Origin of the sequence: Paramesorhizobium salinisoli (assembly GCF_003335045.1) — a bacterium.
Lineage (GTDB): Bacteria > Pseudomonadota > Alphaproteobacteria > Rhizobiales > Rhizobiaceae > Paramesorhizobium > Paramesorhizobium salinisoli.
In genome coordinates, this window is the sequence record NZ_QOZG01000007.1 from 28,819 (window position 1) to 52,785 (window position 23,967).

General features: G+C 60.1%; 23 protein-coding genes and 6 pseudogenes. 9 read left to right on the forward strand and 20 right to left on the reverse strand.

Annotation, left to right across the window (positions count from 1 at the left end; genetic code table 11):
* Window positions 1-78: 78 nt before the first annotated feature.
* The 3 genes from DUT91_RS16635 to DUT91_RS26615 form a co-directional block, all read right to left on the reverse strand.
* Window positions 79-3,156 (reverse strand): efflux RND transporter permease subunit, encoded by a 3,078-nt coding sequence (locus DUT91_RS16635; RefSeq protein ID WP_114441657.1) that lies wholly within the window; start codon window positions 3,154-3,156, stop codon window positions 79-81.
* Entirely contained in the window at window positions 3,153-4,355 is a 1,203-nt protein-coding gene (locus tag DUT91_RS16640; RefSeq protein WP_245419766.1) for an efflux RND transporter periplasmic adaptor subunit, read from the reverse strand. The genes DUT91_RS16635 and DUT91_RS16640 overlap by 4 nt, the downstream gene beginning before the upstream one ends.
* A gap of 295 nt (window positions 4,356-4,650) precedes the next feature.
* Complete coding sequence (locus DUT91_RS26615) at window positions 4,651-4,788, reverse strand: hypothetical protein (protein ID WP_245419767.1); 138 nt, start codon at window positions 4,786-4,788, stop codon at window positions 4,651-4,653.
* A 423-nt stretch (window positions 4,789-5,211) separates the two neighbouring features.
* On the opposite strand from DUT91_RS26615, the pseudogene DUT91_RS26620 reads away from it, so the two are divergent.
* Window positions 5,212-5,376, forward strand: a pseudogene (locus DUT91_RS26620) (DMT family protein); the annotation flags it as partial.
* Between the two features lie 99 nt (window positions 5,377-5,475).
* Here DUT91_RS26620 and DUT91_RS16655 read toward each other — a convergent pair.
* The 10 genes and pseudogenes from DUT91_RS16655 to DUT91_RS16705 all read right to left on the reverse strand — a co-directional run bounded on the left by DUT91_RS16655 (window position 5,476) and on the right by DUT91_RS16705 (window position 11,331).
* Window positions 5,476-6,366, reverse strand: a complete 891-nt coding sequence (locus tag DUT91_RS16655) for an NAD-dependent epimerase/dehydratase family protein (RefSeq protein WP_114441658.1) — start codon at window positions 6,364-6,366, stop codon at window positions 5,476-5,478.
* Window positions 6,367-6,375: 9 nt separating this feature from the next.
* Window positions 6,376-6,755, reverse strand: a pseudogene (locus DUT91_RS16660) (recombinase family protein); the annotation flags it as partial.
* Window positions 6,756-6,769: 14 nt separating this feature from the next.
* Window positions 6,770-7,213 carry a hypothetical protein gene (locus DUT91_RS16665; protein ID WP_147272198.1) on the reverse strand — a complete coding sequence of 148 codons (444 nt, stop codon included), beginning with the start codon at window positions 7,211-7,213 and terminating at the stop codon, window positions 6,770-6,772.
* A gap of 307 nt (window positions 7,214-7,520) precedes the next feature.
* Window positions 7,521-7,805, reverse strand: coding sequence for a hypothetical protein (locus tag DUT91_RS16670; RefSeq protein ID WP_114441660.1), 285 nt, complete (start codon window positions 7,803-7,805; stop codon window positions 7,521-7,523).
* 317 nt (window positions 7,806-8,122) lie between these two features.
* Window positions 8,123-8,416 carry a type II toxin-antitoxin system RelE/ParE family toxin gene (locus DUT91_RS16675; protein ID WP_114441661.1) on the reverse strand — a complete coding sequence of 98 codons (294 nt, stop codon included), beginning with the start codon at window positions 8,414-8,416 and terminating at the stop codon, window positions 8,123-8,125.
* Window positions 8,413-8,721, reverse strand: a complete 309-nt coding sequence (locus tag DUT91_RS16680) for a type II toxin-antitoxin system RelB/DinJ family antitoxin (protein ID WP_114441662.1) — start codon at window positions 8,719-8,721, stop codon at window positions 8,413-8,415. The genes DUT91_RS16675 and DUT91_RS16680 overlap by 4 nt, the downstream gene beginning before the upstream one ends.
* Before the next feature lie 56 nt (window positions 8,722-8,777).
* Window positions 8,778-9,163 (reverse strand): annotated as a pseudogene (locus DUT91_RS16685) (hypothetical protein); the annotation flags it as partial.
* 714 nt (window positions 9,164-9,877) lie between these two features.
* Window positions 9,878-10,537: a DMT family transporter gene (locus tag DUT91_RS16700; RefSeq protein ID WP_114441664.1), complete on the reverse strand. Its 660-nt coding sequence runs from the start codon at window positions 10,535-10,537 to the stop codon at window positions 9,878-9,880.
* Entirely contained in the window at window positions 10,458-10,802 is a 345-nt protein-coding gene (locus DUT91_RS26425; RefSeq protein WP_210207965.1) for a hypothetical protein, read from the reverse strand. The genes DUT91_RS16700 and DUT91_RS26425 overlap by 80 nt, the downstream gene beginning before the upstream one ends.
* 4 nt (window positions 10,803-10,806) lie before the next feature.
* On the reverse strand, window positions 10,807-11,331 hold the full coding sequence (locus DUT91_RS16705; RefSeq protein ID WP_160113668.1) for a MarR family winged helix-turn-helix transcriptional regulator: 525 nt from the start codon (window positions 11,329-11,331) through the stop codon (window positions 10,807-10,809).
* A gap of 72 nt (window positions 11,332-11,403) precedes the next feature.
* Between DUT91_RS16705 and DUT91_RS16710 the strand changes: the two genes are divergently transcribed.
* Window positions 11,404-12,297: an arginase family protein gene (locus DUT91_RS16710; protein WP_114441666.1), complete on the forward strand. Its 894-nt coding sequence runs from the start codon at window positions 11,404-11,406 to the stop codon at window positions 12,295-12,297.
* A 254-nt stretch (window positions 12,298-12,551) separates the two neighbouring features.
* On the opposite strand, the gene DUT91_RS16715 is transcribed toward DUT91_RS16710, so the two are convergent.
* The 4 genes and pseudogenes from DUT91_RS16715 to DUT91_RS16730 all read right to left on the reverse strand — a co-directional run bounded on the left by DUT91_RS16715 (window position 12,552) and on the right by DUT91_RS16730 (window position 15,838).
* Entirely contained in the window at window positions 12,552-13,310 is a 759-nt protein-coding gene (locus DUT91_RS16715) for a serine hydrolase (protein ID WP_245419768.1), read from the reverse strand.
* Window positions 13,307-14,026: an NAD-dependent epimerase/dehydratase family protein gene (locus DUT91_RS16720; protein ID WP_245419769.1), complete on the reverse strand. Its 720-nt coding sequence runs from the start codon at window positions 14,024-14,026 to the stop codon at window positions 13,307-13,309. Before DUT91_RS16720 ends, DUT91_RS16715 begins: the two co-directional genes overlap by 4 nt.
* A gap of 411 nt (window positions 14,027-14,437) precedes the next feature.
* Window positions 14,438-14,569: pseudogene (locus DUT91_RS27195) on the reverse strand (alpha/beta fold hydrolase); the annotation flags it as partial.
* An 810-nt stretch (window positions 14,570-15,379) separates the two neighbouring features.
* On the reverse strand, window positions 15,380-15,838 hold the full coding sequence (locus DUT91_RS16730; protein ID WP_114441667.1) for a MarR family winged helix-turn-helix transcriptional regulator: 459 nt from the start codon (window positions 15,836-15,838) through the stop codon (window positions 15,380-15,382).
* A 141-nt stretch (window positions 15,839-15,979) separates the two neighbouring features.
* Here DUT91_RS16730 and DUT91_RS16735 point away from each other — a divergent pair, with 141 nt between their 5' ends.
* From DUT91_RS16735 to DUT91_RS27450, 4 genes and pseudogenes are all read left to right on the forward strand, one after another.
* Window positions 15,980-16,747, forward strand: coding sequence for an alpha/beta fold hydrolase (locus DUT91_RS16735; RefSeq protein WP_114441668.1), 768 nt, complete (start codon window positions 15,980-15,982; stop codon window positions 16,745-16,747).
* Between the two features lie 23 nt (window positions 16,748-16,770).
* Entirely contained in the window at window positions 16,771-17,793 is a 1,023-nt protein-coding gene (locus DUT91_RS16740) for an AraC family transcriptional regulator (RefSeq protein WP_160113669.1), read from the forward strand.
* Window positions 17,794-18,034: 241 nt separating this feature from the next.
* Entirely contained in the window at window positions 18,035-19,405 is a 1,371-nt protein-coding gene (locus DUT91_RS16745; RefSeq protein ID WP_114441670.1) for an FAD-dependent monooxygenase, read from the forward strand.
* A gap of 201 nt (window positions 19,406-19,606) precedes the next feature.
* Window positions 19,607-19,732: pseudogene (locus DUT91_RS27450) on the forward strand (IS110 family RNA-guided transposase); the annotation flags it as partial.
* Here the strand turns inward: DUT91_RS27450 and DUT91_RS16760 are convergent.
* Window positions 19,729-20,643: a LysR family transcriptional regulator gene (locus tag DUT91_RS16760; RefSeq protein WP_114441671.1), complete on the reverse strand. Its 915-nt coding sequence runs from the start codon at window positions 20,641-20,643 to the stop codon at window positions 19,729-19,731. The pseudogene DUT91_RS27450 and the gene DUT91_RS16760 sit on opposite strands and share 4 nt — an antisense overlap.
* A 120-nt stretch (window positions 20,644-20,763) precedes the next feature.
* Between DUT91_RS16760 and DUT91_RS16765 the strand changes: the two genes are divergently transcribed.
* From DUT91_RS16765 to DUT91_RS16775, 3 genes and pseudogenes are all read left to right on the forward strand, one after another.
* Window positions 20,764-21,315: a carboxymuconolactone decarboxylase family protein gene (locus DUT91_RS16765; RefSeq protein ID WP_114441672.1), complete on the forward strand. Its 552-nt coding sequence runs from the start codon at window positions 20,764-20,766 to the stop codon at window positions 21,313-21,315.
* A gap of 69 nt (window positions 21,316-21,384) precedes the next feature.
* Window positions 21,385-22,005 (forward strand): pyridoxamine 5'-phosphate oxidase family protein, encoded by a 621-nt coding sequence (locus tag DUT91_RS16770; RefSeq protein WP_200834999.1) that lies wholly within the window; start codon window positions 21,385-21,387, stop codon window positions 22,003-22,005.
* A pseudogene (locus tag DUT91_RS16775) lies at window positions 22,002-22,310 on the forward strand (DUF1348 family protein); the annotation flags it as partial. The gene DUT91_RS16770 and the pseudogene DUT91_RS16775, both read left to right, overlap by 4 nt.
* Here the strand turns inward: DUT91_RS16775 and DUT91_RS26195 are convergent.
* Window positions 22,216-22,848, reverse strand: a complete 633-nt coding sequence (locus tag DUT91_RS26195) for a hypothetical protein (protein WP_200835010.1) — start codon at window positions 22,846-22,848, stop codon at window positions 22,216-22,218. The pseudogene DUT91_RS16775 and the gene DUT91_RS26195 overlap by 95 nt on opposite strands.
* 145 nt (window positions 22,849-22,993) lie before the next feature.
* A complete protein-coding gene (locus tag DUT91_RS16780; protein WP_114441673.1) occupies window positions 22,994-23,896 on the reverse strand; it encodes a GNAT family N-acetyltransferase in 903 nt (300 codons plus the stop codon).
* Window positions 23,897-23,967 lie beyond the last annotated feature (71 nt).

Below are 23,967 nucleotides of genomic sequence, written 5' to 3' on the forward strand. Positions count from 1 at the left end.
GCCCGTTGCATAATGCATAGGGACGCCGGTGGGAATGTTGCGTTTTGTTAAGGTTTATTACAGCGCCGGCACGCTCCCTCATGAATTTGGCGATTTTTCGCCTTCGGGTTGAAAGATCGGCTTGAACATTGCGCTTATGCGGTCGCCAAGATTCGAGACGGTAAGGTGGAGCGAGGGGATCACCACCAGCGACAGGAACGTGGAGACGAGCAGCCCGCCGATGACGGCAATCGCCATGGGAGAGCGGAACTCGCCGCCATCGCCGACGCCAACGGCGGAGGGAACCATGCCGCCGGCCATGGCGAGCGTCGTCATGATGATGGGACGCGCGCGCTCCGAGCCCGCCTCGATGATCGCCTCGATCCGCGAGAGCCCGTGCGCCTCCCGCTCGATGGCGAAATCTATGAGCATGATCGCATTCTTGGTGACGATGCCCATCAGCATCAATATGCCGATGACAACAGGCAGCGATATGGCGCTGCCTGACAACCAGAGGCCCGCCGCGACGCCGCCGATGGAAAGGGGGAGCGAGGCGAGGATCGTCCACGGGGCCAGCACACTGCCGAAAAGCAGGATCAGCACGACGAGGACCAGCATGATGCCCGCGCCCATCGCCGCCGCGAAGCTTGCGAAAACCTCGCCTTCCGTATCGGAATCGCCGGTCGCCTGAATGCGGATACCTTCAGGCAGGCTCTTGACGCTCGGCAACTGGAGAAGCCGCTCCATCCCCTGGCCCGGGGTGAAGCCTTCGGCCAGATCCGCGCCGATCTCGATCCGCCGTTCCCGGTCGAGGCGTTCGATGGCGGAGACCGTTTCGTCGAAGCGCATATCGACCACAGCCGAGAGGGGAATATGAGCCCCATCCCGCCCCGCCACAGTCAGCATTTCCAGCGTGGCGAGGTCGTCCCGCGCCTCGCGCGCTATCGCGACGCGGACGGGAATTTGCCGCGCGCCTTCGGTGAATTTGGGCAAGCGGCTGTCTGCATCGCCGATGGTGGAAACCCGGACCACGTCCGCAATCGCCGCTGGGGATACGCCGAGCATCGCCGCCTTGTCGGTGTGCACATGCATCCTGAGTTCCGGGCGCATGGCAGTGTTGTCGATGCTGGGATCGATGAACATCCCGTCCGTGCCGAGTTCACCAACCATTGTCCTGGCGGCATCCTCGACAGCCTCTCCGTCGGTACCGAGGACCGCAAAGGACATATCGCGCCCGCCCCGATTGTTGAGGAAGCGCAGCTTCACATCCGGAATGGAAGCAAGGGTCTTTTCAATATTGGCTTCAATGGCAAAGGAAGAACGCTCCCGCTCGCTCTTGTGCAGGAGGTCGATGAGGATCACCGCATAGCGCACATCCTCCAGCCCCGAACTGTTCGCGCCGGCGCGGGCGAATACCCCTTCGACCTCCGGGAACTGCCGGATACGAACAGCGATTTCATCCGATACCGCCCGCGTCTTGCCGAGCGTGGAGCCGGGCGGCAGTTCGACGGTAAGCGACAGACGTCCGGTATCTTCCTCCGGCAGGAAAGCGGTGGGCAGCGAGGTGAGCGCGATGAGCGCCAGCACGAAGGAACCGGCGGCAAGGCCGAGGGTCGCCCAGCGCCGGCGCAGGCTTAGCCGCAGCAATTGCTCGTAGGCAAGGAGGAAACGCCCCTTCTGTTCCTCATGCACATGGCTTCCGGTCATGAAATACGCCGCCAGAACAGGCGTTATCAGCCGCGCCACCAGCAACGAGAAGAAGACGGCGATGGCGACCGTCAGGCCGAACTGCCGGAAATAAAGTCCGACTTCGCCGCTCATGAAGCCGACGGGCGCGAACACGGCAATCACGGTGGCCGAGATGGCGATGACCGCGAGGCCGATTTCGTCCGACGCATCGAGCGCCGCCCGGTAGGCGGTCTTGCCCATATTGCGGTGACGCACAATATTCTCGATCTCGACAATGGCGTCGTCGACGAGAATGCCCGTCACCAGCGTGATGGCGAGCAGGCTCAATATGTTGAGCGAGAAGCCCAAGTGATCGATCACGAAAAAGGTCGGGATGATCGAGAGCGGCAGCGCCATCGCCGCGACAATGGTCGCCCGCCAGTCGCGCAGGAACAGGAAGACGACGATGACGGAAAGCGCCGCGCCTTCGAGAAGCGTGTGCATGGCCGAGCTGTAATTGCCGACGGTATAGGTGAAACTGTCGTCCACGAGGCGGAAGCGCACATCCGCATTGCGCTTTTCGAGTTCCGCCAGCGCCTCGGAAACCGCTTCCGCGACGGAAATATCGCTCGCGCCTTGCGAGGGATAGACGGCAAATCCAACCACATCCGTGCTGTCCAGCGTCGCGAAGGCGCGGGGCTCCGCCGCGCTGTCCTGAACAGTTCCGAGATCTCCCAGCCGGACGGACGCGTCGGGCGAAAGCGCGAGGCGCTGGTCGGCTAGCTGCGCCACCGTCTTGGCCGCCGCCACTGTCGTCAACGCCTGCTCGCGCCCGCCGAGATCGCTTCTGCCCCCCGAATTCTCGATCTGCGTCTGCACAAGGTTTTCGTTAATGGCGTTTGCGGTCAGCGAAAGCGCCTGCAGGCGGGCGGGGTCGATCTCGACGCGGATTTCCCTGTCAGCACCGCCGACGCGCTCGATCCGCCCCACGCCCGGCAGGCCCTGCAGATGGCGGGCGACCACATCGTCCACATACCAGGACAGCTCGGCAACCGTCATATTCGGATTGCTGACCGCATAGGTGACGACCGATTGGGCCTCCTCCTCGACCCGCTCGATGATCGGCTCATCGATCGTGCCGGGCAGGTCGGAGCGGATTTTCGCCACCGCATCGCGGACGTCGGCCATCGCCCGGTCCGGGGTGAACTTGCCAAGCTCGAACTCGACATTGGTGACGGATTTGCCCTGGCCGATGGTCGAGGTGATTTGCTTGATGCCTGCCAGCGGCGCGACGGCATTTTCCACCGGCCGCGTCACCTCGGTTTCGAGCTCCGAGGGCGTCGTGCCTGACTGTTCAATGGTGACCTTGACGAGCGGCGTGATGATCGCGGGGAAATAGGTGACAGGCAGCCGCGAGAAGCTGTAGAGCCCCGCTACCGTCAGGATCACGAACAGAAGAACCGAAGGCAGCGGATTGCGGATGGCCCATGCCGAGATATTCGCATTCATCGGCCGGCCGCCTCATCGATATCGACGAGTGAAGCGGTCTTGGGCGCCGAAGCATCGCCGGCCGAAGCGACCACGGGCGCGACACGCTCGCCATCCTTCAGGAAACCGCCCGCTTTGAGGACAACCATCTCGCCATCGGCAACACCGCTGACGATTTCGATGAGATCATCCTGGCGCGCGCCGGTCCTGACATTGCGCCGTTCGACGATATCATCCTTGACCACATAGACGCTGTGCGAGCCGCCAGTGCTGCGGACAGCCGTTCCCGGCACAAGCACATTCGTCCGCGTTGAGGTGTCGATCACTCCCTTGGCAAACACGCCGGGGATAAGCCCCTCGCTCTCGTCGAGCGCGACATGAATCTTGCCGCTGCGCGTCTTCGGGTCGATCTGCGCGGCGCTCAGCCGCAACGCGCCGGTAACGGGGCGGTCCCGTCCGGGAAGCATGATTTCCGCCCGCATTCCCTCGGACAGGCGCACAAAATCCGTTTCCGTCACATCCGCGACGAACTCGATCTCGCCATCCGCAGCGATGAGGAAAAGCGGCCCCGCCGAATTGGACGTCATCGCGCCGATCCGTGCGCTCCGCGTCAGAACGATCCCAGCCGCCGGAGCGCGCAAGGTGCTGCGCTCGACCGTCAGCTCGATTTCCTTCCGCTCCCGCGCGATCAGCTGCTCATCCGCTTCGGCGAGGCCCAGCGATTGTCTCGCAAGTTCCGTCTCCGCGACCGCGCGGTCGACGGCATTGCGGCTTTCGTCCAGCACCTGCTCGGAACTGATGCCTTTCGCCCGCAATGTCTGGCTGCGCTCGAGTTTTTGCCGGGCCTCTCGCTCAGTGACAAGCGCGACATCGAGCCTGCTTCTTTCCACCGACACGGCGGCCTTGGCGCGAAGGGCGCTGACCGTGTTCTTGTCGAGCGCAAGCTGCGCATCGGCCATGTCGAAGAGGGCGAGCGCCTGTCCTCGCGTGACACGCTGCCCGGCCTCCACCAATATCTGCCGGATTTCCTTGTCCGGCACCGAAGGATGAACCTCTATCTCCTCGCGCGCCGCCAGCGTGCCCACCACGGAGACGCGCTGCGTGACATCGCCCCGTTTGGCGACGACAACAGTGACGGGCATAGGCTGCTGGGCGTGCGCAACCGGCATGATCGCCGCGATTGCAAGGAGCCCGGCGATTGCCCAAGCTTTTTCGTTCATGAAACGGCACCTCTTCCTGCTCCGCGCAAGGCGGGATTTCTGAACGCAACTTAGCGGGAGGCAGAGGTGCCGGTATTCTATCGCGTTAAGTTTTGTTGCGTCTCAGTCGCGCTGGCGCAGGATTTCTTTTGCCTCGCCGCGCTCCACATGCAGCGTAATCTTTCCACGCCGGTTCGCCCAGTTCCAGCCGCAGCGGCATCGTCGGGATCAGATAATCGCCGCCATTTGCTGCCGGTGTGAAGTCTGCAGTCGCTGATAGTATTGTGTACCGAAACAGCGAAAAGCTGGCTGACTGCTACGGCACGATGAATGCGCCATATTCCGCGATCTCGGCGGCGATATCGATCACATGAAATTCGAACTCAGGGCGGCGATAACGCGGTCCATTGCGCGACGTTACACGCGGCCAAAGGGAGGATTGGAGATAGCGCAATCGAACCTGCCTAAGTCGAGATCCCGCCAGTCGAACACATCCGCATTGATCCAACGCGCCGCCGGCAGAAGCTTCCGGCCGATCTCGGCATATCGCGGATTGATTTCAATGCAGGCAATATCAGCGGTCGCTGGCGGTACTGGCTGCGGCACCAGATGAAATAACTAAGGATGCCGATTACTGCGCATAGGTCGATGATGCGCCCGCCGGGCACATCTATGGCGAAGTCGCCAGCCAAACCCCACGGCGTGAAAAATGCCTCGGCTGTGCCGTTCTCGAAGTTTGCGCCCTCGTGCCAATTCCGGAAATCGAAATCCTTTTCGTCCTCGGCCAGACGGTCCTTTGTTAGGATTGCCTCGGCTTCCTGATGTGCCTTGCGATGTGCTTTGGAAAGTTTTTCCGCGAAGCGTCTTCTGCCCTCTGGGCGTCGCCAACCGCATAGGGCACACGGTCTATTCGACGTCACAGCTGAAGACGATACAGGAAGTCATCACGCTCACTGTTTTCGTGGCGTTTTCGGTGCTCTATCTCAAGGTGCCACTAACCTGGCGTCACGACACGAAAGTGATGGAACTGTCCGACATTTGAGAACATAGGGCGATCATACCGGTGGGCTGCGGTGACTAGCGGTTGGCGAAAGCCTGACCGAAATTGAGCGTGCCCTCCCACCCCCTCTGAAGCGACACACTATTCCGATTTCGTGCTGATGCGCGAACCGGGAGGTAACACTTCGAGGCTGCGACGATCCATCTGCGCCAGCACTTCATCAAAGCTGAAAAGGGATTGCCAGCCGATCCCGTTCTTAGCCCGGCTTGAATCATACACACGATCAATGGTGCGTGGCAGGCTCCATCCTCTCCGGTCAAATTCAGCAGCAAGATCGGGTGCCTTACGTCTGATGGCGGAAGCCGCATCTATCGAAAGAGTTTCGCAGTCTTGCTTTATGAAGGGGCTAGCCGCCGACACAATGTAACGCTGGAAATGCGCCCCGCCATTCGACAAAGCTGCAGCGTGGGCGTCGGCAACGTCACGCGCATCGATGCCACGATGCAGTCTGTAAGCGGCCATTGCGTCGCCTGGTTCCGGAAAGCTCCGCGACATGCGTAGTACCCGCACGGCAAATTCTGGACCAGCCATTTCTTCCAGTACATTTTCAGCCTCAAGCTTCGTCCGATGATAGATGCTCTTCGGTAGAGGGGGTGTGTCTTCATCTATCCATGTACAGGAACCGACCGAAACCGCATACCCATACAGGGCCGTCGTGCTGGTGAAAACGAACCGTTTCACACCTGCGGCGATTGCCTCCCTTGCGATGAGCCGAGTTCCCTCCACATTGATGCGCTGAAATTCTTCGTGCGGGACTGTCCCAACATGGGGGGCATGGAGTGCGGCGGTATGAATTACCGCATCTGCTCTTCGAAGAACCGGGAGCAGCAGCATCTCGTTAGCGAAGTCGCCGACAACATGTGTAGTCGAAAAAGGAGAGCGATCAATTCCAATGATCTCGTGTTGTCCACACAAGGCGCTAAAAATGGCTCGGCCAATTCGCCCTGAACTACCTGTAAGAACTATACGCATGGGCAGCTTTCAAAAATCTCGTTTTGGTGACTTCTCGGCATTAAGCGCTTCATAGAGCGCGGTCTTTCCAATTTTGACACGCGTGGCAGCTTCTCGGACATTAAGCCCGCCGCCAGATGCTGATGGACTTTGGTAAGCTTTTCAGGTGTCACGACATTTTGGCGGCCACCGCGACGGCCACGTTCTTCCGCAACTTGCAGGCCAGCGCGGGTTCTTTCCCGGATCAGGTCACGCTCGAACTGCGCCAGCGCACCGAACAGGTGGAACACCAAACGGCCTCCGGATGTCGTAGTGCCGACGTTTTCGGTGAGGGAGGGAAAGCCAACACCTTTCGCCTCCAGTTCTGCGACGATCTCTATCAGGTGTTTCATCGATCGGCCGAGACGCTCCGTTTATCCAGCTATCAGGTGCCGGTATCGCAACTCGCCGGGACGCTTTCCTCAAACGGCTTTTGTGAGGGGTGCAGGTCGCCTTTTGTGATCAAGAGGGGAATAAAAGGCGACGTCTGTTGAAGGTCAGCACTGACATAAACGAACCGATAATAACCGCTAAAAATCTGTTTCTTGCCGTTGTCTAGGGTCGATTCGAGCGCAACGGGCAAGCAATAGGTGACTGAACCAGCGCCGCCATCCCCATTTTCCTCACCGATTTTCAACCTGATGGAAACGGTATGAGCATAGCCGGCGGCGAATTTTTTCAGTTTCGCAGCCGTCGGCGTCCCGCCATGCTCGAGATAACCGAAGGCGCGGAGATATTGCCGACGAGCGATGGCGTTATAGTAGGATTTGAGCAAGCTCGTCGGTGAGGTGCGGTCATCGGTATAAACGCGGGGATCGTTGCGGAACACGCTGACCTGCTTGTCGGACGCCAACTGCCGGGCCGTGGATGGCGCAACGGATGCCAACACTACCAGAACCGAGACAGCTAGTCGGCTTACGGCAGAATACTTCATTCTCTTCCGCTCCAATTTGCGTCGCGATGTGCCGTTAAAAAGTGGTGGCGCCAACGTCGAAATTCAAGCGTGAAGTGCTTAATCGCCTCGGTCGGCCCGTCTTACCGCGCCAGATGGCCACCAGTAACTCGAAAAGCTGGTGATGATAAGAGGGTGCTCACAGTGAGGAGGGCAAATTTGGAGGATAGTTATGACGGCCTGTCTAGAACTGCACGGCCAAGTGAGCCCAGGTTGCTAGTGTGACGAGCATGACGGCGGAAATGGCAATGATCTGGGAAGAACGGCCGCGAACGACGCGGATAACCACCTCAACCGCGGCCCATGTGCCGGCGAGCAGCGCGGCGGCGGCCGCGAAGTCTTCAGTGCCCCAACTCACTTCATCCGACAGGACTATTGCGACTGCAGGAGCCAGCAACACCACCACTGCGAATGCCAGATAGATCTGTCGCCAGCTCGGGTATCGTCTCGGTCGAAGCGCTTGCACCATGGTCGCTCCTAAGATTTATTTCGTGCTGGATGCGGCAGATTTGCGAAGATCTGGCCCGTGCTGATTGGACGGTCGTCTCCTCGAACGGCGAGGCTATCGGGCTTGCCATCTTCCCTGATAATGCACCGCGCATCACCCACGTTGGCTGGCCAAGACGGGGACATCGCCTCTTCCGGACATGGCTGGAGCGTGCACCGGCTCTCCCGCCCGAGGAGTTCCGCTTGCCCAAGGCGGGGCTCTTTCCGCGCGCACATCGCCGAGTGCATAGGGGATTACCCTTCTGGCAGCACCGATGGAAAGAAAAAGAATGAGAGGTCTCAGCCATCGGACAGCGTGTCCGGCCACTGTTGTGCGCCGTGTAGGACACGAAGGATGCGAACTGTCGTTTCCGTTGCGGCATAGGCAGCGATATAAGGCGTGCCGGTAATCACCAGTTCGCGCGTCCCGGCGATTCTGCCGGAACGGCCACTTTCCGGAAAATCCCGCAGACGGCGCACAGCCGCCACGATGCGTTCATCGACCGTGACGGCGGCGGAGGGATTATCCGCCTCGATATGCGTGAATATGCCGTCGCGGTCGGAGAGCGCGAAGGCGGACCATACGAGCTTCACGATTTCAGGTCGCCTGCCTTCCGGCGTGCCGCCGCCCGCCGCTCCGCGAAATGCGCCTCGGTTTCGTCGTCGGAAACGTCGGGCCGGGTATCGTTCAGCGCCTCCAGTACTTTGGCCCGGAACCAGGCGTCATGCGCCTCGCTGCTCGTCACAAGCTCGAGCGGCAGCGCACCTTCATTGGCGGTCCGGGTGAGCAGGATCCGCACGGCATCGGAGACCGTCAGCCCCATGCTTTCTAGCACGGCGGACGCACGATCCCGGACTTCGGCATCGATGCGAGTTTGAACGAGAGCATTTGCGGCCATGGTCGCCTCCTGTATTGACCTCAATGTAATGCAATTGCATGATCAATGCCAGTCTTTTACACGCCGCAGATGCCGTCGCATTCGTTCGGCCAGAGGTCAAGCTGCCCATGGTCGGCGGCGTTGAACAGCTCGGCTTCGTCCAGCGGCACGCATGACCGATGCAGGAAGATCTCGCCGCGAAGGACGCGCAGCCCATTCCTTAACGCACGGTCGACCTCAACGGCGTCGACCCAAGCTTCAGGATCATGGTCGCGCATATGACGCCAGCGTCCATGTCATGGAATGAGTAGCCGATACATGCGCTCTTCGGCGGTTCGGGATAGGCGTGCCGATGCAGCCAGGCCAGACAATCCCACCGGCTCATACGCTTTTCGACCAGCGGGAAGCGCTTGACCTGCCACGCCTCGAAACTCGGTTTCGCACGCACGATCTCGTCGGTCGAATTTCTAATTCAGGATACCGCAACCGGGGCAACGTGCCATGCGATCGTGCGCCTGAACTGTCGCGTCGTGATGCGCCAAGGCTGGCCCGTACGGGACCGCCGGCATGCCCGGTGTGCCGAACAGGTTGTTGAGATGGTCGTGAAAGCGGTCGAGCTAGCGGACGATCTCGGCCAGAGGTGATCCTTGCAAACAGGTCGCGCGCCGAGGCTGATCTGGCTGCCCATCAAGCCCGTTGGGACCTGGTGCTCAGCGGACTATCTGCTGTGCAGCTCTGAGGACTTCGATATATTCCTGCATGCCTTCAATGAAGAATGCCCAGCCCCTCGCAAAATCCCATAGGCCGAGAGTGCTAGCATCAGCATAAAGACGAACGTGAGGCTACGAATGGCGAACTCCACCGATTTCCTGTCGGCACGATCTCTGTCCCGCCTATCGGCTTCCGCGGCAAACATTGCCATGGTTACCAAGATCAGAAAGAAGAAGATCGTGACCAGCACGAAGGTTGATATGCGCAGCACAAATATCTGATAATCTGGGTACCCCTCCCCGACATTCAGGAAATGTAGTATTCCACCGATCCCGGCCCCATCAGGGTGAATGTGCCAAGAAGCGCATGAACGAAAGGCAGCCATTGTGCAGGTGATTTGGGGCACGACCGGCTGCAGGCGCGCCTTTCAATGATCGCGGGGTTCGGAGATCACGATTCGGCCCTCTCAGGCGTCGGGACGGCGGCGCGAAAGGATGATGGCGATGCCGATCAACGCCGCTCCCGCAAGCTGCATGAGGGTGATCCCCTCACTGAGCACGACGTAAGCGCCGCCGAGGGCGAAGACGGGAACAAGCGAAAGCACGACTCCGAAGCGGCCGGCCGTCATGCCGCGGAGTGCATGAAGGTGGAGCCACACCGCAACGCTATGCTGGAGCAGCCCCGAGAGAATGGCGAGCCAAAGCGCCTCTCGCGGCGGTGACGCGACTGGCGGTGACGCAACACCCGCCGTAACAAGAAGTGCGACGGCACCCCCGAGGACCATGATCCCAACCGCCTGCTGGGCCAGCGCGAGCGGCAGCGGATCGGCGTCGGCGACCAAGCGGCGGTTCAGCACCGCATAGAGCGCGCCGGTCGCCGCCGAGGCGAGCACCAGCAGGTCGCCGTCGCGCGGGCGGCCGGCGCTGGCCAGGTCAGGCCCGGTGACCAGTAGCAGGCCCGCCACGATCACGACGAGCACGATGATGAGCTGCTTTTTGATGCATTCTCGAAGCAGAAGGGCGGCCAGAAGTGCAATCAACACCGGCTCAGCGGAGGCGATGATCGACGCATTGCCGGCAGTCGTTCGCGCCACGCCGAATGCAAACACCGTATAAGTGAAAGGCATATTCGATCGTACCGGACGGCGCGCTGCGTTTCACCAAGGCGCCATTCGGCCATCGCCCGGCAATCGCGCTGATTCCACCAAGCAGTCCGACAGAGGCCGCGAGCTGGATCAGGGCCAGCGTAAAGACATCTAGGCCCGCCTCCAATGCTGCGCGCGAGGCGACGATCCCGAAGCCCCAACCCGCAGCAGACAGGACATCCAAGATCGTGGGCCAGCGCGGTGTGCGTGCGATGTTGGTGAGGGACGCAAACATGTTCTGCACCATCTACTTACCGGTCCTTCTCGAGCGCCGCCTTCTCAACCGGGCAGATGTCTGGCGGACAGTCGTCAAGGTCGCACAGGCGGCACGTATGGTCGCAGGTCTCGCGGTCCGATGTCATGACCGTCAGCATGCGCTCGAGCAGCTGTTCCAATACATTCCAGTCCTGAGCTTCGAGCTGCGACAGAGCCCGGTCGAGCACGTCTCGCCGCGCAGCGAGAATGGCGGCGACGCGGGCACGCCCGGCTTCGGTTGCGCTTAGCCTTCGCTCACGCCGGTCGGCGTCACTGACCTCCCGCCTGACTAATCCCTCACGCACGAGACGATCGACCAGGCGCGTAGTCCCCGCCGCCGACAGGCGCAGTATGCGCGACAGCGAGTCGATGGTCTCGTTCGGCCACGTGGCGATCTTCACGAGCGCGGCCGCTTCCGACGGGCCTCCGCTGGTTCGCTTGCGGATGGCCAAATAGAACTCGTCGGTGACCGCAAGCGCGAGCGCGCCGAGGAGATTAGCGGTGCGATTATTTGTTTGCATCAGGCAAGGAACTTCCGGCGACGGAAAGCGTTCCGCAACCATGACAATTTGTTTCAGTAACAGGAGGCGAAGATGCCGACCTATTCCTATGCAATCCTCGAAGCCCCTTCCACACTGGGCCTGGCGAGCGAAGGAGTGGAGCGCTTGCCTGAGCAACTCCTGGAGTTCGGACTTGCGGATCGGGTCAACGCTCGCCGCGCGGGGCGGCTGGCGGTGCCGCCCAGGCAACCAACGCCCGATGCGAAGACCGGAGTCCTGAATGCCGGGGCAATTGCGAGGTGGTCGCCCAAGCTTGCTGATGCGATGGAGATGCTGCTCGACGCAGGTGAGTTTCCCATTGTGCTTGGCGGCGACTGCACGATCCTGCTGGGTTCGATGCTTGCCCTTAAGCGGCGCGGCCGCTACGGCTTGCTCTTCATCGATGGCAATGCCGATTTCTTTCAACCCGAGGCTGAACCCAATGGCGAGGGCGCTTCAATGGATCTCGCCTGGGCGACGGGCAATGGGCCGACGCTCCTGACCGACATTGAAGGCCGCCGTCCGCTGGTGCGATTGGACGACGTCGTCGCGCTCGCCTACCGCGACCACAAGGATCAGGAAGGATTCGGAAGCCAGCCGCTTCCCAAAGAACTTAAGACGCTTGATCTTCCCGCCGTGCGCAAGATGGGAATCGAGGCCGCGACGCGCGAAGCGGTCGATCATCTGAAACGCCCGGAGCTCGAAGGCTTCTTCATCCATCTCGACGCCGACTGCCTGGACGACGCCATCATGCCGGCTGTCGATTTCCGCGTGCCGGGCGGGCTGTCGTGGGACGAGTTGGGGACGGGGCTGCGGATTGCCATGGCAAGCGGCAAGGCGGTCGGCCTTGAGGTCACCATCTACAATCCACGCCTCGACGAGGATGGCAGCGCTGGGCGCGGCTTGGCTGACGTGGTGGTCGCAGCACTCAAAACTGCCCAGCGATGACCTGGAACCAACAGAGACCTGAATTTGCCTCGATTGTGGAACCCGCCGCAAAGCCGCGGGCTCCCGTGAATGTCGTCAAGTCGGTCCTTGCGGTGTGCGTACCGTCACGTCGCCGCTCGATCACAGAGACTTCGCGAGCCCCGACCCGAAAGCGGCCCACATGGGTGGATGTGATCGCTTTCCGTAGCATCGGATTCAGGCCGGAAGGGTCCATGTTCGTCTCGACGAACCGGAGCATGTCGCTTGAGTCGTCTTCACACCATAGGCCTCAGAGGCCAGGACGCCAGGACGCCAGGTGTGACGCGGACCCGCTTGTCGTCCTTTGTATAGCCGTAGGCATAGTCACGGGCCCGCTCCTGGAGAACAGTGATATAGGAGCGCCAAAGCCCGAGCTGCGGAAACAGCGTGCCTTCCATAAGTCGGTCGAAGGGCTGGCCCATGCTTCTCGCAGCAATATGCCCGAACAGGCCAATACTGGGGTTGGAATAGTGCCCATACGCGCCGGCGGGGTGATCAGGTCGCCATTGCCTGTAATAGGCGAGCATCCGATCCTGATCAGTGACTTCGTCCGGAAACTGCAACGGCAGACCACCGGCGGTGTAGGTCGCGAGATGGAGCAGGGTCACATTATCGAAGCTGCTGCCGGCGAGCTCGGGCATATGCCGGCTCGCCGGATCGGAGATTGAGAGCCTGCCGAGCGCTTCACCATAGGAGGCCAGCGTCGCCGTGAAGGTCTTACTGATCGAACCGATCTCGAAAATCGTGTTCTCATCGACTTGTTGGCCGGTCTCTCTGGAAGCCATCCCGCAATTGTAAAAGTATTGCTTGCCTTGGACCGTCACCGCCACGGCCATCCCAGGGACGTTGTTTTCCTCAAGAAAAGGACCGATGGTCCCATGGACGATCGCGTCAATCGGACCGGACGCGCTGCTTTCATGCGAATGCGCGACCAACGCGGGAAGGAGGCAAATGGCGGCCAGGATCGCTTTGCCCTTGTGAAACCACGCACTCATGGGCGAGCCCCAGCCTGGCTATCGCAAGACCCCTCGACCTTGGCGTGCCATGCGGCAAGCACCTCTCTTTCCTCATCCGCGGTCAGGCCATCGACCCGACCGTTCCCAGTACGCAACCAATCCACCGTGTCACGAGCGGTCTGGGAAAGCGGTCGTATGGTGAGTCCGGCACTGAGAGCCGGGGTCGTATCGCGCGTTGTAAATCCCGCATATTCCGGCATCGGCAGCCATAACGGGATGGATCTTGGACCCGACCAAATTCTCACGTCTTGCTCCTCCAGAAACGGGCGGTCCACCCAGGTAAAGCTGCACGCCGAGCCCAGCGCCGTCGCACATTCAAAAAACAATTCGCCCCGCGCACGCGTCGGCCCGGTTCCGTCATAGATGCCGGTCAGCCCATTTTGCGCCGCGTGAACAATCCATTGTGCGAGATCACGCACATCGATGAACTGAACGGGATCTTCTGGAGCGCCTGGCGCCAGCACTTCTCCGCCGCGCGCAAGGCGTGCGGGCCAATAGCTGAAGCGTCCCGTGGGATCTTCCGGCCCGACAATAAGGCCAGCCCGACAAATGAAGGCGTCCTCACCGACGGCATGTTCGCATGCGATCTTGGCGGCGCCGTAGGTCTCGACCGTACTGTGTTCGATCTCGGGAGCGGTCGGCGCCAGCAGGGCGGCGGTGTCCGCTCGCTGCCCGGGAGTGCGGTTGTCCGGCATAGACGCTGATCGTCGAGACGAAGGTCCAGTGTCCTGCTTGCTGCTTGAGCTCGGCGACCGCGCGGCGCACCTGGCCCGGTTGCCGTGAAACATCCACGACAGCGTCGAACGTTTTACGCTTCAGGGGCGCAAAACCGTCCGGCGCGTCGCGGTCGATGGCAACAAAGTGGTCGCCCGAAGCGACCGGCCCCGCGAGTCCTCGTGAAGCGCACGTGACCTCATGGCCTTCAGCGCAAGCATGGGCGGCAATCGCCCGTCCAAGAAACTGGGTCCCGCCAAGAATCAGCAAACGCATAACAATACCTACCTCAATATCTGCATGACGCATTCCGGCCCCGGGAGCCCAGGGCCGGCGAAGCAAAGCTCAGTGTCGGTCACTGGCCACACATCGCCGGCATGCCGCGAGGTCAGCTATTGCTGCATCCCCTTCGGCGTCTCGCCCTTCAGAAAGGCCTCGACGTGGGTAAGCAATAAATCGGGCTGGCCGATGACGGCGGTGTGACTGGTGGCCGGCAGGACGGCGAGGCGCGATTGCGACAAGGGTCCCGATCCCAAAGACGCATTTTGGCCTGAAGCCGTTTCTCACCTGGAGAGTGTTCGAAGGTGACAGCTGTCAAGCGTCTATCGGCACTGAACCGCTCGTCGGCGTGGGCGCCAAGGGTAGCGATATTCCCGCGCGAACCGTTGATGTGCGACAGATACTTCAATGCGGTTAGGTCTTACTGATCGTACGAAGCCTGCTTCTGAATGGTCGCGTCGTGTCAACAACGCTGGAGCCGTTGTTCATGCATCCCCCACTCGTCGCCATCCTTACATCCCTGATGCTCGCTGTGTTTCCTGCCCACGCGGCTCTGGCCCGATCTTTTCGTAAAGCTGAAAAACGGCTCCGGCAGGATGAGATAAGTGCGAACGAAATAAGGGCCCGCATCGCGTTTGGGCGGAGGCTTGGGACGCGATGCGGCTGCATTCCGAGGAATACAGGTCAGTTATAACGCCCCGGACCACTATTCAAATCAACGAAATATTGCGGTTGACAACATATGTTCAAAGCAACCGCAGTCAAACCAGTCATGCAAAATGGAGGCACCTGCGGCCTTGGGTCCAAGGAGCCTAGATAAGCCAGCCGCTTCTGCACATCATGTTCGATCTGCCCTAATTCCGCTTTTAGTTCCCTATGGAGCGCCGCGAAAGCGTATGAAGCTGGTCGGAACCGCAGTGCCGAGCGCCGTCCCGTCATAAGCCGGCTTCTCCATCGAAACAAAGGATTAGAGCAGGATGCCCCATTCAACTTAATCGCATCCTGCTTCAGGGAAATTACTTCGCTTTGGAAATCTTCGTCAAGGTAACCCGCGACTAGCCTCGCTTGTGAATACCGTCACGAATGGCGTCGATAGCCATTTGAACTTTCCTCACCGTTTCAGCATCGAGTCCGACGGCCTCCTGAACGCATTGCGAGACGTGTGCCGCCCGCGCCTGGAATGCACGCCCCTCATTTGTCAGATGAAGAAGCACTTGTCGCTCGTCTTGCATATTTCGGGTTCGCGTGATGAGGCCAGCCGATTCCATTCGCTTCAGCAATGGTGTCAGTGTGCTGGAATCGAGGTACAGAAGCTTTCCCAATTCCTTTACCGTCCGCCCGTCGCGGCTCCACAGGGCGACTAGCACAAGATATTGCGGATAGGTCAGGCCGATCTCGTCGAGCATTGGCCGGTACAGCTGATTAAAGGCATGGCCGGCGGAATAGATCGAGAAACAGAGAAGCTCGTCGATTTCCGGCAAGCCAGGTTTCGGGTTCTTCGCCTTGGTGTTCATAGGGTTCTCCTTCGAATGAGAAATAATTTGTGCGCGATTTGATTGCAAGCGCTTGACATCGGATTGTCTTACGCATATTTAGATCGTGTACAAATAAATCGTGCACAAGATATTGAACCCATGTAACCAAAGGAAACCGCCATGTCCAAATTTGTTGCCACCCTCGCCCTAGCTGGCGCCCTCGTTTCCGGTACGGCTGTTGCCGAACCGGCTAAGCCCACTGTTGTTCTCGTTCATGGCGCCTTTGCCGACTCGTCGAGCTGGAATGGCGTCATCGAAATCCTGCAAAAGGATGGCTATCCGGTTCTGGCCGCTGCAAATCCGTTGCGCAGTGTGGCCTATGATGCCGCTCACGTCTCTGATGTGGTGGCAAGCATCCCGGGACCCGTCGTCCTTGTCGGCCACTCCTACGGCGGACAGGTCATCTCCAATGCGGCAAAGGGGCATGACAATGTGAAGTCACTGGTCTACGTGGCCGCGTTTGCGCCGGAAGCTGGAGAGGCCGCGGCCGATCTGGCCGGCAAATTCCCCGGCGGCACCCTGGCACAGGCACTTGCATCTCCCGTCAAACTTGCTGAAGGTGGTGTCGACCTCTACATCGATCAAGCCAAATTCCATCAGCAATTCGCCCATGATGTTGCCCCGCAACAGGCCGCTCTGATGGCGGCGGGGCAGCGCCCGATCACCGAAGCGGCCCTGACGGAAAAATCCGGCGAGCCGGCCTGGAAGGCTCTTCCGTCCTGGTTCGTCTATGGTGATGGCGACAAGAATATCCCTGCCGCGGCCCTGCGCTTTATGGCGGAGCGAGCAGGATCGAGGCAAACGGTCGTCGTTGAAGGCGGATCTCATGTCGTGATGGTTTCCAAGCCACAGGCCGTCGCCGACCTGATCGAACAGGCTGCGCAGTAAACTTACTTCGCATGGAGAAGACGATGGATTACGGCCCGCATTCAAAACCGCTTCGCAATCATGACCTGCGCAAGTCGGTTCCGGCCCCAGCGGTTTACGTGCGACTGCTGCTGGATCGGTTCGGGTCGACACCTGAACTGAGGCAACGCCTTCTCCTGGGAACGGATGTCGATGAAAATCGCATCCAACTGCCCGGGGCAGAGGTGAGTCTGTTTTCCTTCATCAGCTTCGGAAAGAACCTCATCGACGTCGTTGGTGAAGAATGGCCGCTCGAATCCTTCAGGATTTGGACGACACCAACTCACGGGGCACTCGAAGTAGCCGCTCGCAGTGCCCCCACCATCGGAGACGGACTTCAGATTCTGCAGGAGTATGGCCATGTCCGCGGCCCCTATCTGATCCTCGACCTGTACCGCACGCGGAAAGCGACTGCTTTGCGGTTTTCGACGAGCATTGCATCCTGCTTTGAAACGGCGAAGGCTTTGAGTACCACGGCGATGCTCAGTGCGGTCGCGATGCTCGAGCCGATGCTGGAGTCTCCGTCAGACGACATCGAGATCAGGTTCCATTGGGGTGTCCCCCGCAGTCACGAACGAATGGTCAAGATGATCGCGCAGCGAATGAGCTTCAATCAGCCGCACTGTGAGCTTGTTCTGCCAAACCACGTATGTGCCAGAGCCTCACCTTATCTCGATCAGTCATTGTTGAAGGCGGCGCTTGCATCACTCGACCAAGACGCTCGGCGTCTGCGTGAGGCAAATAATCTTGCTTTGCAGATCGACAACCTCCTGAATATCTGCTCGGGAGGCCGTATGTCGGCACAAGAGGTAGCACGCCAACTGGCAGTTTCCCGACGAACGCTTGTGCGCCGACTAGCGGAGCACGGGATGACGTTTCGGACCATTCAGGACCAAAACCTGAAGCTGCGCGCATTCAAGATGTTGAAAGACGGGAAACTGACGCGATCCCAGATGGCTGAACGCCTGGGTTTTCAGGATCCAACGAGCTTCAGTCGCGCTTGCAGAAGATGGTTCCAAGCAGATTGAAAATCGCTTGGCGGCCGCGTCATCCCCCCAGAGCGGGCGAGACCTGGCTCAAAATGCCACCATTCTGGCGCACTGAGCGCTCGTCTGCAGCGATTGCTGCCCGTATATCAAGCGCACCCATCTTGGGTGTCGCGAACGACATCGAAGCCTGAACGCTTTGCAAGTTTGCAGCCTCAACGCGTTGCGGATGTCTCTCCAACGCTGGGATGACGCACGTATATCAGGGAACGGAGTGAAACCGATGAAAATCAAACCGGCTGATCGACTGGTCGTCATTGGCGCAGGTATCGCAGGACTTGCAGCCGCGGCCGCGTTGGCTCCCTTCTTCAAGGAAGTCAGGCTTCTGGAGCGAGATGAGCTCCCAAAGAGATCTGCGGCCAGGAAATCCGTCCCGCAGTCTTACCAGGTGCATGGCCTCCTCAGCGGCGGCTTTCGTGCAATGGCCAAGCTCTTCCCCGACGTGGAACGCGACCTGGAAGCTCTAGGTGCCGTTCGTGTTGATTTCAGCGCCGACTATCGCCTGGAAGTGAGTGAACAGCCCTGGATGCAGGACCGCAGTCACCTCATTGGCTATTCCATGAGCCGGCCCTTGGTTGAGCACGCCCTGCGTCAACGCGTGTTAGCGATCCCAAACCTTGTCTTCGAGCATCGGCGCGTCATGGGCCTTGCCTGTGACAGGCAATCTTCGAGGGTACTCGGTGTCGATGTCGGGATCGGCGGTTCATCTGGACGGATCCCGGCGGATTTCGTCATCGATGCCAGCGGCCGCCCAAACCTTGGACAGGAGCTCATGAAGAGTCTCGGCTTCGCCGAGGTCCCCAAGAGCGTTGTTGATTTCCAGCTTTCTTATGCCACGGGAAATTTCGCCAACGCATCCATACCAGAAGCGTTCAAGGCCGTAATGACCTACCCGATCAACCAGGGCGAGCGGCGGTCCGGCATTCTCGCTCCCATGGAGGAGGGCCTTCACAAAGCGACGCTCGTGTGTTCTGGCGACTTGGACGCACCGACGAACGAGGCTGAATTCAGACATCAGTTGAACGAGTTGCGTACGTCGACAATTGCTGAGGCGCTCACGAATGCAGAGCTTGTGGGCGAGATAGAGCGCTTTAACTTCCCAAGTTCGACCTGGCTGCATTGGGAAAAAGCGCCACGGAAACCGCGTCGATATCTTCCGGTTGGCGACGCTCATTGCCGTTTCAACCCGGTCTATGGGCAAGGGATGTCGATCGCCGCTATTGAGGCGATCGTGCTTCAGGAGTTGGTGCACACCACAGACTTGGAAAACCTGTTTGACAGCTATTTGCATCAGATTAGCCCCACTATTGGCGAGATATGGAAATCTGCAGTCATCACGCAAGGCCGGGAGTTCCTGTCTGATGAGAACCGCGCGGCTGCCCAATACCAGCACCACCTGTTTCAATTGGCCAGTGTCAATCAAGTGATCGCAACGACGCTGCTTGAGGTGATCCACCTTACCCGGCCCGGCAGCGCCCTTGCGACGGCGCAAATCCAGGAACTGGTGAATCTCCAGATGAAAACCGCTGAAAAGCGTCGAAGCGCGGCTCAACCTACGCCGCCAGAAGCTCGGGAAAGCGACCGATTTGATTGAGGCTCATATCGATGAGACCCTGACCTTCTACGCCTTCCCCGACAGCCATTGGTTCAAGATCAGAACCAACAATCCGCCGACGCACCCGCGTCGTGGGAGCCTTCCCGGACGGCCAAAGCTGCCTGAATCTGGCGGCGGCCCGGCTGAGGTACATCGCGCCGCGCCGGCCTCGATGTCTCGGTCAAAGAAACGAGCGTCTGTATTGTTGATGAAAGCGGGAAACTATGCCGGGAACGGAAGGTAATCTCTCACGTGGAGGACCTTGTAGCCATCCTGAGCGATCCGTCATTCAACTTGGACAGGGTGGGCCTTGAGCCGCGATCTCAGCCAGACAAGAGCCGATCCTTCAAGCGCGGCGTTGCAAAATCCGCGAATGCCCTCAATTTCAACGGCATGATCGCCTGCCCCGTGTGCACGAGATGCACGGGCAGCGGCTCCGGCTGAAAATCCGGCAACACGACAATCAATTGGCCGCCGGCGATGGCTTTGGCGGCCTGATAGGAAAGGATGCGTGCGATGCCTGCTCCTGCCAGCGCCGCATCGATCGCGCCATCGGCGGTATTGACCGCAAAGCGCGGACGGATGGGCACGGCGACTGTTCCTTCACCCTTCCGGCCCGCGCTTTTCCGGAATGTCCAGACATCGGTGGCGTAGAGCCGTTCGAAGGCGATGCAATCGTGCGCGGCCAGCGCTTCCAGGCTCTCGGGCCTGCCGCGTTCGGCGAGATAGGCGGGGCTGGCGCAGGTGACCCAGCGTACCACGCCGAGCTTCGTCGCCACCAGACTGCTGTCCGGTAAGGCGCCTATCCGTACCGCAAGCTCGACCTGGTTTTCGACGATGTCGAGCACATAATCCGCAAGCACCAGCCGCACACTGATATCGGGATAGGCCTTCAGGAAATCGAGCACGACCGGCTCCACATGCATCCGCCCGAACATGATCGGCGCTGTGATGAACATTTCGCCGCGCGGCACGCGATATTCGCCGGTCGCGGCGCGTTCCGCCTCGTCCAGTTCATCGAGAACGCGCCGGCAGGTGGCAACGAAAGCCTGTCCGGCATCGGTCAACAACAGTTTGCGGCTCGTGCGCACGACCAATTGCGCGTGCAAATACGTTTCAAGATCAGAAACGCGGCGGCTGACGGTCGGCAGCGGCACACCGAGGCTACGAGACGCGGCAGACAGGCTGCCGCCGTCAATGGCGGCAACCAATGTGCGCATGGCTTCAAAGCGGTCCATATTGCATTCCACTAAACGGAAGGAAGACTTCTCAAAGTCACAGATACTGCGGTTTTCTGCAATGTTCTAGTGATTGGGTGCCGGCCAACAACGGCCGCACTCGAAAACAGGAACTGCAAGATGACCCGTATACCCCTCCCCGCGACCGTCGCCGATGCGCCCGAAGCCTCCCAGCCCTTGCTTCACGCCGTTGCAAAGCAGATCGGCTCGGTGCCCAACCTGTTCCGTCTCGTGGCGACCAGCCCGCAGGCGCTTGAAGGCTATCTCGGGCTTTCCGGCGCGCTTGGCAAAGGCGCATTGCCGGCCGCGACACGCGAGCGCATTGCCCTTGCCGTCGCCGAAGTGAATGGCTGCGATTACTGCCTGTCGGCCCACAGCTATCTCGGCAAGACGCTCGCCCAACTGGACGATGCCGAAATCGAGGCCAATCGCCGCGGCACATCGAACGATCCGAAGGCTCACGCTGCCGTGCAATTCGCCGCCAAGGTGGCCGGCGCGCGCGGCCATATCGCCGACGGCGATCTCGCGGCTGTCAAGAACGCCGGCTACAGCGATGCGCAGATCATCGAGATCGTGCAGCATGTCGCGCTCAACACCTGGACCAACTATTTCAACAATGTGTTCCAGACGGAGATCGACTTCCCGGTCGTCACCACCCGGGCGGCGGCGTGAGTTGAAACCTGCGATGGACGCCGGTTCCCACCGGCGTCCACATCCGGCGATGCTAAAGGATCAGAAACGATGATGGCCTCAAGCGATATTGCTTTCACGCCCGCCGTCAAGGCGCTTCAGGCCGAACGCGGATCGCGTGCGGGTTACGCGCGGATGGAGGAAAATGGCGGTTTCCGGACACATGTCACCGACGACCTGGCGGCATTCCTCGCCATGGTCGATACGGCCTATCTGTCCACCGCCAATTCATCAGGACAGCCCTACGCTCAGCATCGTGGCGGCCCGAAAGACTTCCTCCGGATGATCGGCGGCAACACGCTCGGCTTTGCCGACTATGCCGGAAACCGGCAGTATATCTCGACCGGAAACCTGGCCGAGAACGACAAGGCATTTCTGTTCCTGATGGACTATGCCCACCGCCGCCGGATCAAACTGTGGGGCCGTGCGCGTGTGGTTGCGGATGATCCGGCGCTCATCGAGACGCTGATGCCGGACGGCTATCGCGCCAGGCCGGAACAGGCCATCCTGTTTGAGGTGGAGGCGTGGGACGTGAACTGCCCGCAACATATTCCACAGAAGATTGATGCGGCCGATGCGGCTACAGCCATAAAGCGGCTCGAGGACCGCATTGCCGAACTTGAAACCGACAATGAAACACTGAGACGCACGCTTGAAAGGAACCAGGCATGAGCCGCCCGCCACTTCCCCTCAACGACGAGACCGCCGCCGAGAAACCCCGCATGGCCGAGGATGCATGGAACAGCCGTGATCCCGCGCGCGTTTCGTTGGCTTATACGCCGGACAGCCAATGGCGCAACCGCGCCGAGTTCATCAGCGGACGCGACGGGATCGTGGCTTTTCTTGCCCGCAAATGGACGCGTGAACTAGACTACCGGCTGGTCAAGGAGGTCTGAGCCCATGCCGGCGACCGGATCGCGGTGCGGTTTGCTTACGAATATGGAGATGACAGCGGCAACTGGTTTCGCGCCCATGGCATCGCGCACAACCGCCACGCGTGATCTGCACGAGCTGGTCGAAATCGGCGGCCTGACCAGAACAGGAGAACGGCGCTATACGCGCTACCACCTCGCTATTGATACCCAATAGTGGGGCCAAAAGATTATTGAGGAACGGCAAGCGCTGCCCAGGCCAGGTTTTCGACGACCCAAGGATCTGATCAGTGGCGATCACCATCGGATCGCCAAATTCAACGGTACGGCTCAGTCTTGGGAGGTTGGCGGCGAAAACCCGGGATTCCGGGCATGACTGTTCCGACGCGGGGATCATCGCCAGCGGCATCAGGATATCGCCAAAGCAGAGCAGGCGCTCTCGTGGTTGCAGGGGATGAAAGCGAATTGCTGACATTTCAGGAGCGGGAAGGGCTCGATGCCATTGCCAAGGAACAGCGGCATCTTTATCACGCAGACGTTTTTCGAGCGCCCCCCGCGACAGGCGGATAACTCCGCCATGGCTGTACAATGCAGCTGCCCGTGCGTTGCCACGTTTCTTACCGGACTGCCAGCGCTCATTCATCGGCGAGATCGTCCTTACAGCGGGAGCGAGCTCCATGCCGAGCTACGCGGCGAGTTGCTCGGCACTCTCGGATTCGTGTATGCCACCAGTCGAAGCCTGCCCCCGACGCCCGCAATCCCCATCGATACTTGAAGCTCGATCCCTTTCATCCCAATGATTGTGACGCCAGCGCGAAAAGCATCGGCTGATTGCTGTCGCCGGTCCCGTAGTCGACGTCTTCGCCGCGTGTCATCGTCGTCACGGTGTCGTAGATCGAAAGGCCGCATTGCTGGATAAAGCTCGCAAAATCACCCGTTTCGACGTGGCTATCAACTCGCAGGAACCTGCCGTCGTGCGCGGCGAGATGGGGTCGTGCAACCGCAATCGCGTCGTCTGGAGAAAACGCCGCTATCGGACCCAGCACATGTCCCCGCCCGAAGGAGCGGCTCATGGAATAGGCCCGCAGCGTATTGCCTTTGAAAAGTCCGTAACAGAGCGAGTTCTCGAACAATCGGGCAAGATGGACAGGCCGGGAAACGGCAAAGCCGGATGCATCGACGGCGACCAGCGCATCGAGGTCAGCTCTCCGGAGCTGTCTGATCTCGTGTCCGGCTGGCGGCGGCTCATTTATGCCAGGCGGCAAGTGGACCTCGCCTTGGGACTGGAACACCGTCCGCTGCGCGACGAACTCCAGCGAGCGGTACAGCCGGCGTGCCGCACGGGTGGCGTTCAGTCGAAAACGCATGCCGCGGCACTCCGCCATAACACGCTGCATCAGCCATTTCGCTGTTCCGTTGCCCTGAAGACGCGGTGACGTGATCAACATACCCAGGGTCGCAAAATGCTGTCCATGCGGAAACCACATGACAGAGCCCAACACACGGCCGATATCGTCCAGAGCGACGAACCCATGACCGACTTCGCGCAGATATTGCCAGTCCTCGGCCCGGTGCGGCCACCCGACCGCGATAGACAGGGCGTGTAGTTGTTCCAGATCGACATCAGCCACGCCGGCCAAACGCAGTTGGAATGCGTGCACACGCAATGTCTCCGGCACTTTCAAATCCATCGTTCGATCCCCGGCCCTCGCGGTGCTCCTGTCGGTTGCACCTGGCCATATCGTAGCCAACCATTGCGGAA